Below are 7,756 nucleotides of genomic sequence, written 5' to 3' on the forward strand. Positions count from 1 at the left end.
ATCAATGCCTTTCAACTGAGCGCAAAGGCAGCGGTGGCTATCCGGGCAAGCTACGGAACGTCCGACGCGGTAGAACTCATCGAGCAAGCACGAGACCGCTAAAGATATTCTGAAAGCTACTGCACACCCGAAGGGTCTGGGAGATCCTTCGGGTGTGTGTTTAACCCGCTGGCAAAGCGATGGCGGATCGCTGGCTGATCGCTGGCAGGGGTGTGGGAACCCGCGGCGCGCGTCCCGTATGAGATCATTCCAGGCGATGCCCTGCTCGTGAGACTGGCTGTAGACGACGCTCGTCTTGTAGAGCACCTCGGCCTCGTCGCTGAGCACGCAGAAGCCGTGGGCGAAGCCGATGGGCATATAGATCTGCTTGAAATTGTCGGCGGTCAGCTCGGCGCCGACCCACTGGCCGAAAGTTGGCGAGCCGGTGCGGATGTCCACCGCCACATCCCAGATCGCTCCGCGCACGCAGCGGACGAGCTTCACCTGGGCCATCGGCGCCACCTGGAAGTGCCGCCCGCGCAAAGTGCCGCGGGCGGATTTGGAATGGTTATCCTGGACGAAGACAGTTTCGATGCCGTGGCCGCGAAATTTCTCCTGGTTATAGCTCTCGAAGAAAAAGCCGCGCGGGTCAGCGAAGACGCGCGGGGTAACGATCAGGACACCGGACAGGGCGGCGAGTTCGACTTGCATGAGCTGTGACGATCCTCGCTTGACGGAATGCTACTCTATCTACCGTGCCGGGCGGCCTCTGTCAACCTCGCGTTGCGACATACCCGCGTTACTCATAAATGCATTTCACTGAGACCTGTGGTATACTCTTGGTTGCAATCAGCATGAGGCAGAATGCTTAGGAGAGCTATTATTAGCATGTCCTCTATCGTCTCCATGATCTCTGAAGCCGAGGAGTTTGTCAAGAGCTTGCCCACGAAGGTGGGATTCTCTGCATATCAGGAAGTGATGGCTCCAGTCCTAAGGCTTTATGACAGCATGCCGTTGCCTGGAGAAGACAAACTGCGCCGGCGATATGAAGCCGAACTGGCGTCCTTGCTTGTAGTTCGCGAAATCGCAGTTCAATGGGGGAGCACCTATCGTTCTCCTGTCCCCCCTATCATGGATGGTCTGTCAATCATCTATCCGATCTTTTCTTTGCCATTCTCTCTGTCTCGACAAGTATCTGAATGGTTATTATCGGTTGATTTTGCAATCGAAGGGCAGCGACTCTTCGATCAAGCTGCTGAGTTTGTGTTGTCTCAGCACAAAAAAAAGCGGCCGCTTAGTGAGTTCTATACGCCAACACACATTGCAGAGCACATTGCTGACAGCTTGAACCTTTCAGCAGCAGAGCTTATCTCAGGCCAAATAGTGCTAGATCCTGCATGTGGTAACGGAACTCTCCTGGTAGCAGTAGCGCGTCGATTGGTGAAAGCGGCGTTGTCTGGACAGATCGCTCCAAGAGCTATGCTGTCTCGACTGGACAGCATCTTTCATGGTTCAGACGTCCAGCCTTTTGCGATTGCCATGGCCCGTTGGCAGCTTCTACTGGCTTTTTCGCCTGTCTGGTCTAGTATCACTGATGTCCACCTTCCTCGGTTCCCGAATGTGCAGTTGCGTGACACCTTGTCAGATCCGACTTTCCGATGGCAAACCGACAGGAAAGTTGATTATGTAATCACTAATCCGCCTTTTGCCAAGATTCCGATTGACCGCATTGTCTCGCGTCTTGACTATGAAGATGTCATCTATGGTCAACCTAACCTTTACCAACTGTTTCTCTGGTGGTCGGTGCGGGCAACTAAACCAGGTGGCAGAATTGCCGTCGTTGTGCCACAGTCTTTTCGATCGGGGCTTTACTTTCGGAAGTTGCGCCAGCGACTGAATGATGATTGTAGTCTTCTCTCCATCACTCAGTTCACCGACCGCGAAGGGGTATTTGATGGTGTGGATTCCTCTCTAATGATTGTAGTCCTGGAAAGAAAGGGAGAGCAGTACAACAGAGCCGTAAATTCACCAGTGCTGACTCGCGTCAGCCGCGATGGTCGCGATCTGGACAACCTGGCTCCCGTTTTAATTCCCCAACGACGTATAGTGCACTCTACTTCACAGGGCCCTGTTTGGATTATTTCGAACAATGTGATGGATTACGACATCGTCGATAAGGTCTATGCTAAGTCCATGCCGTTAGGTAAGCTACAAGATATTTTTTCTATTCACAATGGGGGATTTGTCTGGAATCAACACAAACCTCTATTGACGGGAGATTGGTACCCTGGAACCGCACCGTTGCTGTCCACACAGAATGTTAGTTTTATGGAATTTACGTTTCCCGTTGACTATCTTGTGAAAAACGGGCGCCAGTTCACTATGGCTTCTCCTGAAGTGAGGGCTCGGTGCAAAAAAAGGATTTGCCTGCTAGTCAAACGTACAACCCCCAAAAAGCATGGGCGGCGCGTCATTGCTGCCCTGGTGACCGATGAGTTTGCCGAGCAGTATCATGAGTATTTTATCGAAAACCATCTGAATAGTGTCAGCATAACCGAGACAGCCTCTGCTGTCCTATTACTTGGACTGACTGGATGGTTCAATTCTCGCTTGCTTAATTTTGTGTTTCAGATGATGAACGGCAACTCGCATATCTCGACTCACGAAATGGAAATACTACCTGTCCCGCTCGACTTTCTGTCCCAAATCGCCCCAATAGTGAAGCGTCTGGGGAAAAATGCTACGAAAGTCCAGGACAGCCTATGGAACTACCTTGATCACAAAATGTATTTATATTATAACCTATCTGATACGGAGATCCGTCGCGTTGATGCTATAGTACCAGCGCAGGTGTATCATGTGTGCTAGAACGAAGCCAACAGGGCCGGACAGTCTCTCCTTCCGCGTGAGTCCCAGGACGATGCAGATGCTAGGACGCGAGAGTATCTCTAGTCCTATAGTCGGCGTTTTGGAACTAGTCAAGAATGCTTATGATGCTGATGCTACCCAAGTCACTATCACCTTCCGTCAGGCATCGCGCGAGAATGGTTTCATCGTAATCGAAGATGATGGGGAGGGAATGGACATCGAGGCACTTCGCAATCACTGGATGGTCATTAGCACGGATAACAAACTGCTGTCTCCGAGAACTTCCAAAGGCCGTTATAAGGTCGGAGAAAAGGGAATTGGCCGGTTGGGTATGGATCGGTTATCACGGCAAGCCATCCTGGTCACACATCGCAGAAATGCAAATGGTTTAATGCTCACAATTGATTGGACCCGATACGAGCAAGATGCCGGTCAACTTCATAAGATTAGCCACCCTCTTTCATCTATTTCTCTAGTCAGAAATGGGGAATCGGGTACAACACTATATTTGACCAACCTGCGCGATCCTTGGACGCCCCAGGATTATAGGGCACTGTACGCAGATCTCTCGCTCTTGGTGCCTCCATTTGAGCGCAAGCTTATCGATTTCTCAATCACCCTTGACTGCGATGAAGCCCCGAATCTAACTGGTCCTGTTGCCAATCCTATGGCTGTCGTCGCTGAGTATGTGCTGGAGTCCACACTCAGTATTGAAGGATTTATCCACCACACTCTAACTCATCGATCTGGTGAGCCAATAGAAGATAGTAGGGCTTGGGGAGAAGCATTCAGTGATGCTTCGATGGAGAGTCGGCCGAGTTGTGGGCCCTTGCGGTTTGTTCTTTACTACTACTTGCGTGACGCTCCATCTCTCAAAGACACTAATGTAACACTCGCTAAACTAATCGAGTTTCTAAATCGGTTCCAGGGCGTGAGAATCTATAGAGATAATTTTCGTGTGAAACCCTATGGCGACCCCGATGGGGACAAAGACTGGCTTGGATTGAACGCTCGTCGTGTACGACACCCCGGCGGCGTAGGATCGCGATTCGGGGGATGGGTGCTCGCCGAGAACCAAGTCGTGGGTAGTCTCTTCATCACCAGACGCGATAACCCGGCTCTCCAAGATCAAACCAATCGTGAAGGTTTAGTAGAGAATACTGCATATCGTGATATGCGAAACTTCCTGCTACACGGGGTCCAATTCCTCGAAAGGGAGCGCCAGACTAGGCACCAGCGAAGTAAACCCAAACCGGATTCCCCAGTATCAGTACCAGAAGCGCTGGCGGCAAGTCAACAACAGCTAAGTGAAGTAGCTGTTGAACTTCGTGAGGCCTCCGATAGAATAGGCCCGCTATTTCAACCAGCGGAAGCAACACCCTTGCTTAAGTTGGCGGAAAGAATCGATGCGGTAGTGGCGACCCAACTAGAAGTATCACTGGCATACGCGGAAGAGCAAACAGAACGTCAGTTGATGATAGGTTTGGCCACTCTTGGTATCGCAATGACTGCTTTTGGACATGAAACAGTAAGAGCCGTAACCAGTATTCTGAATCGTGCTGATCTACTATCTGATGCTGTGAGGCTGCTACCGGAAGATCTACGGGCAAAGGCACAAGGGAATCTACAGGCCTTGATGGAGGCTACGGAGCGAGTTCAGGCCTGGGGGCAATTTGCGCTAGATCGGGTGCGGCGCGACAAACGCACTCAATATAATGTCGACATAAACCTCACTATTCAGACAATTAAAGATACTTTGCATGGCCCGCTTACAGAGCGATCTATTCACGTGGGGACGGATTTAACACCGGAGCTGCCTCTCATACGCGCTTTCGAGATGGACGTAGAGGCTATTCTCATCAATTTTCTAACGAATGCCATCGAGGCTATGCGTCACACTCCTCCAGAAGCGCGTAGAATCGAGATAAGCACAAGCTACGACAAGTCCTTGTGCGAAGTGGGGCTGCGGTTTTGCGATAGCGGACGTGGCATCCGACCTGAGGATATAGGCAAGGTCTTTGACCCTCTCTTTAGCACCAAGACAGATGCAACGGGTAGACCCATCGGGACAGGCTTGGGTTTGACGATTGTCAAGAACGTGATAGACAGTTACAATGGACGTATTGAGGTAGAAGGTCATGGAAAACTAGGGGGAGCCGAGTTCCAAGTTTTCTTTCCCCACCGCTACCGCAGGAGGAGCCAAAATGACTAAGGGCAAAGTTGTCTGGCTGGTTGAAGACAGCCAAGAAGAAGCTGACGAATACGGACAGTTGCTTGAAAGGGCTGGAGACATCGAAGTACTCTTTGTGTCCGTGCGGCCAACAATCGCCGATTATGCAGACCTGCTGGCTGATGACCAAACGGGCGCCTTCATCATTGACCAGTGTCTGGATGAATACACTGGAGTAGCCTATAATGGCATTGGCCTTGCCGAGTTTCTACGTTCACTGCGCCCGGAGTTGCCGATCTTCATTCTGACCAAGTATCTAGATGAGGGCCTGGAAGATCAAGGTGGATCTGTCGAAGCCATCATTGATAAAAAAACTGTACGGAAGCGTGGTGAGATCTACGTAAAACGCATTCTGCGAGGCATTGAACATTATCAGGCAACCTTGACGGATAAGCAGGAGCGACTTGGGTATTTGATAGATCGCAAGCTTTCTGGCGGGTTAAGTGAGGCCGAAGAAGTCGAACTGCAGGAATTGCGTGCGTATATCGAACGCCCCCTTGGGTTAACATTCGCACATCATGTAGACAAGTGGGAAGCCGAACTTAGGGGACAAGAGCAACGGCTAGAACAACTGGAGAAGATAGCCAGCAACTTTCGTGACTCCATAAGAAAAGTGCCTTCAACGCAGGATTAGAATGACTCTACTACATCGCAGGCAACCTGCTCCCAGACACGATGACTTTCGCCTTTACAAAGTCTATCTTCGTGAAGACTTTGTCTATAGATGCGTGTACTGCACGGTTCACGAAAGCGAGTGGGGAGGTTTCCGTCATTTTCAGGTTGAGCATTTCCGACCTAAGGTTCACTTTCCCAAATTGCTGACGGAATACTCCAATCTTCTCTACGCCTGCGATGTCTGCAATGCCTTCAAGGGAGACGATTGGCCATCAGATCAACCGCTTACAGATAGAGTCGGCTATCTCGACCCTTGCGAACACGATTACGACCTTTACTTCGTCGTGGCCGATGACTACCGACTGCTTCCGATGACTCCTGTAGCTTCTTACATGGTTGAGCGTCTGCACTTGAACCGAAACCAATTACGTAAAGTGCGTGAAAAACGTGCTCGCGAAGAGACCTTACATAACCAATATATACAATTGATAGATGACACCTTGACAATGATGCAGACTGCCCTGTGCGATCTGGCGGTACCCGCTCACGCTCGACAGTCCCTGGAAATGGCCCTGGCGATGTGGCGGAGCGAGCGTGAAGCTCACTTACTGGCATGGGCCAAACGGTGGGATCCGCCCTATAACTCCGGGGACTATCGCTAGCCTTAAACAGATCCAGTCGGTATTGACCTGCAAAGCGGCATGGCCCGCTACACCTTCGGCAACCCGGAATTACTCGACGGTCTGGAGTTCCTGGTGGTCGCCATCGGCCTCTTCGCCCTGGCCGAGGTGATCGTCAACCTGGCCGATATGCGCCAGGCGGTGTCGGAGCGGCTGAACATCAAAGGCGGCTTGTGGCTGACCAGGGAAGACTGGAAGCGCGCCATCCCTGCGTTCATCCGCGGCACCCTCTCCGGCTTTTTCGTCGGCGGCATCGCGGGCGCAGGCGCGGCGGTCGCCAGCTTCGTGTCGTATGGCATCGAAAAGAAGATGGGCAAGCACCGGGACGAACTGGGAACCGGCGCTATCGAAGGCGTGGCCGACCCAGAGGCGGCCAATAACGCAGCCGCCGGCGGCGCCATGATCCACCTGCTGTGCCTGGGGATCCCCGGCAGCGGCACCACGGCCATCATGCTCGGCGCGCTGCTGATGCTGGGGCTGCAACCCGGCTCGCTTCTATTCCAGCAGAACCCCACCTTCGTCTGGGGCCTGATCGCCAGCAAGTACATCGGCAACGTGATGCTGCTGGTGCTCAACCTGCCGCTGGTGGGCATGTGGGTGAAAATGCTGGACATCCCGCTCTACCTGTTGCTGCCGTTCGTCATCCTCTTCTCGTTCCTGGGTGTCTACACGATGAACAACAGCGTGCAAGACCTGTTTCTGATGGTCGGCTTCGGCGTGCTGGGATACCTCCTGCGCAAGGTTGACTTTCCTGCCTCGCCGATCATCTTGGGGATAGTGCTTGGCGACCTGATGGAGCAGGCCATGCGCCAGTCGTTGATGATCTCCGATGACAGCCTGGCGATCTTCGTCAACCGGCCCATCTCCGCGTTCCTGCTCGCGTTGGCGGTGATCTCGATCACCAATCCATACTGGAAATACATCCCGTGCCTGGTGCGCCGCCTATTCGGCGGGCCGCAACATCCCGCGGCGGCATAGTTGCCGGTCAGTGTCTGTGCGAATATAACTTTTCGCTCGGGCCGGTCTCCGACCGAGCCAGATACAGAGTTTGCTCTAGCACACACCCGAAGGGTCTGGGAGATCCTTCGGGTGTGTGTGTTTAACCCGCTGGCACAATGATGGCGGATCGCTGGCGGATCGCTGGCAGGGGTGTGGGAACCCGCGCCGCGGATCGCGTATAATGCAGGCGGGAGGATAGGCCATGCGCCGGGGTTTCCGCGTGATCGGGCTGATCGTGGTATTGGTGGCGGTCGCCATCGCTGTCCAGTCCGGATCGGGCCGGCGCGGCCAGGCGACCGTGACCGTAGAAATCATCTCGCCGCCGGCCGACGTGGCCCTGCCAGCCGGCCAGGCGGTGGAGGTGCGCTATCGCGTGGCCGGGCCG

At 53.1% G+C, this 7,756-nt stretch carries 7 protein-coding genes; 6 read left to right on the top strand and 1 reads right to left on the bottom strand.

Going from position 1 to position 7,756, the window contains the following annotated elements; translation table 11 throughout:
* On the bottom strand, positions 1-690 hold a 690-nt coding region (gene rfbC, locus CVT63_07060; GenBank protein ID PKQ27617.1), incomplete at its 3' end, for a dTDP-4-dehydrorhamnose 3,5-epimerase.
* A gap of 153 nt (positions 691-843) precedes the next feature.
* Here rfbC and CVT63_07065 point away from each other — a divergent pair.
* The 6 genes from CVT63_07065 to CVT63_07090 form a co-directional block, all read left to right on the top strand.
* A complete protein-coding gene (locus CVT63_07065) occupies positions 844-2,847 on the top strand; it encodes a hypothetical protein (GenBank protein PKQ27611.1) in 2,004 nt (667 codons plus the stop codon).
* Entirely contained in the window at positions 2,837-5,059 is a 2,223-nt protein-coding gene (locus CVT63_07070) for a hypothetical protein (protein ID PKQ27612.1), read from the top strand. The genes CVT63_07065 and CVT63_07070 overlap by 11 nt, the downstream gene beginning before the upstream one ends.
* Positions 5,052-5,711, top strand: coding sequence for a hypothetical protein (locus CVT63_07075; protein ID PKQ27613.1), 660 nt, complete (start codon positions 5,052-5,054; stop codon positions 5,709-5,711). Before CVT63_07070 ends, CVT63_07075 begins: the two co-directional genes overlap by 8 nt.
* A 1-nt stretch (position 5,712) precedes the next feature.
* Positions 5,713-6,354, top strand: a complete 642-nt coding sequence (locus CVT63_07080) for a hypothetical protein (GenBank protein PKQ27614.1) — start codon at positions 5,713-5,715, stop codon at positions 6,352-6,354.
* A gap of 39 nt (positions 6,355-6,393) precedes the next feature.
* Complete coding sequence (locus CVT63_07085; protein PKQ27615.1) at positions 6,394-7,350, top strand: hypothetical protein; 957 nt, start codon at positions 6,394-6,396, stop codon at positions 7,348-7,350.
* A 223-nt stretch (positions 7,351-7,573) separates the two neighbouring features.
* Positions 7,574-7,756 (top strand): hypothetical protein (locus CVT63_07090; protein ID PKQ27616.1); only part of this gene is annotated, 183 nt, incomplete at its 3' end.

Source organism: Candidatus Anoxymicrobium japonicum (assembly GCA_002843005.1).
Classification (GTDB): domain Bacteria; phylum Actinomycetota; class Geothermincolia; order Fen-727; family Anoxymicrobiaceae; genus Anoxymicrobium; species Anoxymicrobium japonicum.